The sequence below is a fragment of the Chamaesiphon sp. VAR_69_metabat_338 genome (genome assembly GCF_031423935.1).
Lineage (GTDB): Bacteria > Cyanobacteriota > Cyanobacteriia > Cyanobacteriales > Chamaesiphonaceae > Chamaesiphon.
Genome location: NZ_JANPGM010000565.1, coordinates 1 through 2,466, shown reverse-complemented (window position 1 = coordinate 2,466; position 2,466 = coordinate 1). Strand labels below are relative to the sequence as shown.

Below are 2,466 nucleotides of genomic sequence, written 5' to 3'. Positions count from 1 at the left end.
TCAGCTTGCGTTCATCCACGCTTCAAGATCCACCGCTGATTCGGCTGAACTATCTGCAAAGTGAAACTGATGTCCAAACCCTAGTTGTCGGGATTAAACGACTCCGCCAAATCTTTGAGACTCATGCCTTTGATGAGTTTCAAGGGGTGGAGCTAGCTCCGAGTCTCGACATGCAAAGCGATAAGGCGATCGCATCTTACGTCCGATCGGCTTGCGAGACGATGTACCATCCAGTCGGCACCTGCAAAATGGGTACTGACTCAATGGCAGTAGTAAACCCCGAACTGCGGGTACATGGGATCGAGGGATTGCGAGTGGTCGATGCTTCGATTATGCCCACGATCGTGACAGGCAATACGAACGCACCTACCATTGCGATCGCTGAAAAAGCCGCCGATTTAATTAAAGCTGCACATTACTTACAGCAAAGACTTTTAGCACTGGCATAGGATCTCCAAAAGAGCGATCGAGGAATGTTCGATCGCCACGACAGAGGTGGTAGGCGCATCTGGTGTGGCGATCGATTGGCGATTTAAAAGCAACCGTTTCCAAAAAATTATCTCAAAGGGTATATTATGAACGCGAACTCTACCACTCTGACAGAGCAACCCGATGTACTACGAGAACACATCGATAGCAGCCTCACCAAAGCACAAGCACAAAAGAGCATCCTCAAACGCAACAATTCTCGCTACAGTACAACCAACGCTATTCTCGGCGCGGTCGCCGCAGTATTAGCAGGAACCGCAGGAACGGTTGGCAAAGCAGCGACCTGGAAACCGATCTGTCTGTTTGCTGCTGTCTGCTCAGTGGGTGCAACAGTGACAGCAAAACTGCAAACGACCGACCAGTTGACTGAAGTGAGTGAATGCGTGGGACAGCTTAAAGTACTCAAATTTGAAACCGTTCCGCTCACCTATGATTCAAAACAAGTTGGCGAGAAATATCAGCAAATTCTCCTCACCTTCGATGTTTGACAGACCTCGTGTGAAAGTATTTATTCGATATGCCAACTTTGACGACAGGAAATACGAACGCACCGACGTTGGCGTAGCCTCTGTCTTGTCTTGATTCGCTGTCTTGACTGAAACACATGCGGAGGGAACCTCCGCGTGATTTCAGTCGCAAACCGTCGGGAAACAGAGGCGTGCGCGAATCGCTGTCTTGTCGCAGTTGTATGGGCGGGAAACCCGCCCACACTGCGCCGCTGACTGAAACACATGCGCCAGGTATCCTCCGCGCGTTGGCGTAGCCTCTCCCGTGGAGAATCTAAGTCGCTCCCCTGGAGAATCGCGATTACCTGCTTCGTAAGCGCAAGCTACGCTAACGCGAAGCGTCGGCTCTGCCGAAACGCGGCTACGCCAACGCTGAAAAAGCAGCGGATTTAATTAAAGCTGCACATCACTTACAGCAAAGACTTTTAGCGTTGGCATAGTATATCGCCAACGCCAACACTATTAGGAAGATCGAAATGCTGCAAACAACCAACATCAAACTCCAGTCTCAAGGACAATCCATCGCCCCCAGTCTTGAAATCCAGCGGCTGCATCTATTTGTGGGGAAGTGGAAGACAGAAGGAGAAACTCACGCCAGGGCGGATGCCCCAGCCGTCAAGGTAGCCTTCATGGACACTTATGAGTGGATGCCTGGTAAGTTTTTTCTGGTTCACCGTGCGGACGGACAGATTGGGAATGAGCAGTTAAACACGCTCGAATTCATCGGTTACGATCCTTCGAGCCAGACATACACCTGTCACAGCTTCGATAGTCGCGGCAACTCCGACTTATTCCAAGCCACTCTCCGCGACCACACATGGACGATTGAGGGGAAATCATCACGATTTACGGGCGTATTCACCAGTACTGGCAGCACTTTGACAGGCAAATGGGAGCAGTCCAGCGACGGTGTGAATTGGCTCCCTTGGATGGATGTGAAATTGACGAAAATCTCGTAGACGAGTTATTACCACGGATGCAGCGATTCTCACCCTTGTTGGCGTTGGCAAAGCCTGCCTGTCTTGACTGAAACACATGCGGAGGAAACCTCCGCGTGATTTCAGTCGCTCCGCGCGCGAGAAACATCACTGTATCCATCATCAAACATTGGGAAGCTCCAAATATGTCACGCAAAGCAATCGCTACAAAAGTCCAATCTCTACAGCCACCGCTCACCCCCAGTCCCGAACTCCGTCGTCTGGATATATTTGTCGGCAAGTGGCAGACAGAAGGGCTGTCTTATGGATCGGGACAGTCGAAGGAAAACCCCTATGACTCAGCCGTCCGGTGGTCGAGTGAGGAAACCTACGAGTGGCTACCAGGTGGGTTCTTTCTCGTTCACCACTGTGATGGGCAAATCGGCGACGCACCGATAAATGCGATGGAGACGATTGGCTATGATGCCGCAAGCCAGACATATCCCTCCCAGTTCTTTGACAATTATGGCGGAATTCATCTCGGTCATTGGAGT

Annotated in this window: 5 protein-coding genes; all 5 read left to right on the top strand. The window is 51.0% G+C overall.

The features are described from left to right. The coding region (locus tag RMO84_RS15600) for a GMC oxidoreductase (protein ID WP_310489358.1) at positions 1-449 on the top strand (449 nt) is incomplete at its 5' end. A gap of 126 nt (positions 450-575) precedes the next feature. Further along, positions 576-977 carry a hypothetical protein gene (locus RMO84_RS15595; protein WP_310489357.1) on the top strand — a complete coding sequence of 134 codons (402 nt, stop codon included), beginning with the start codon at positions 576-578 and terminating at the stop codon, positions 975-977. Positions 978-1,093: 116 nt separating this feature from the next. Further along, complete coding sequence (locus RMO84_RS15590) at positions 1,094-1,252, top strand: hypothetical protein (RefSeq protein WP_310489356.1); 159 nt, start codon at positions 1,094-1,096, stop codon at positions 1,250-1,252. Positions 1,253-1,471: 219 nt separating this feature from the next. Continuing rightward, positions 1,472-1,954, top strand: a complete 483-nt coding sequence (locus RMO84_RS15585) for a DUF1579 family protein (protein ID WP_310489355.1) — start codon at positions 1,472-1,474, stop codon at positions 1,952-1,954. 95 nt (positions 1,955-2,049) lie between these two features. Then, the coding region (locus RMO84_RS15580; RefSeq protein ID WP_310489354.1) for a DUF1579 family protein at positions 2,050-2,466 on the top strand (417 nt) is incomplete at its 3' end.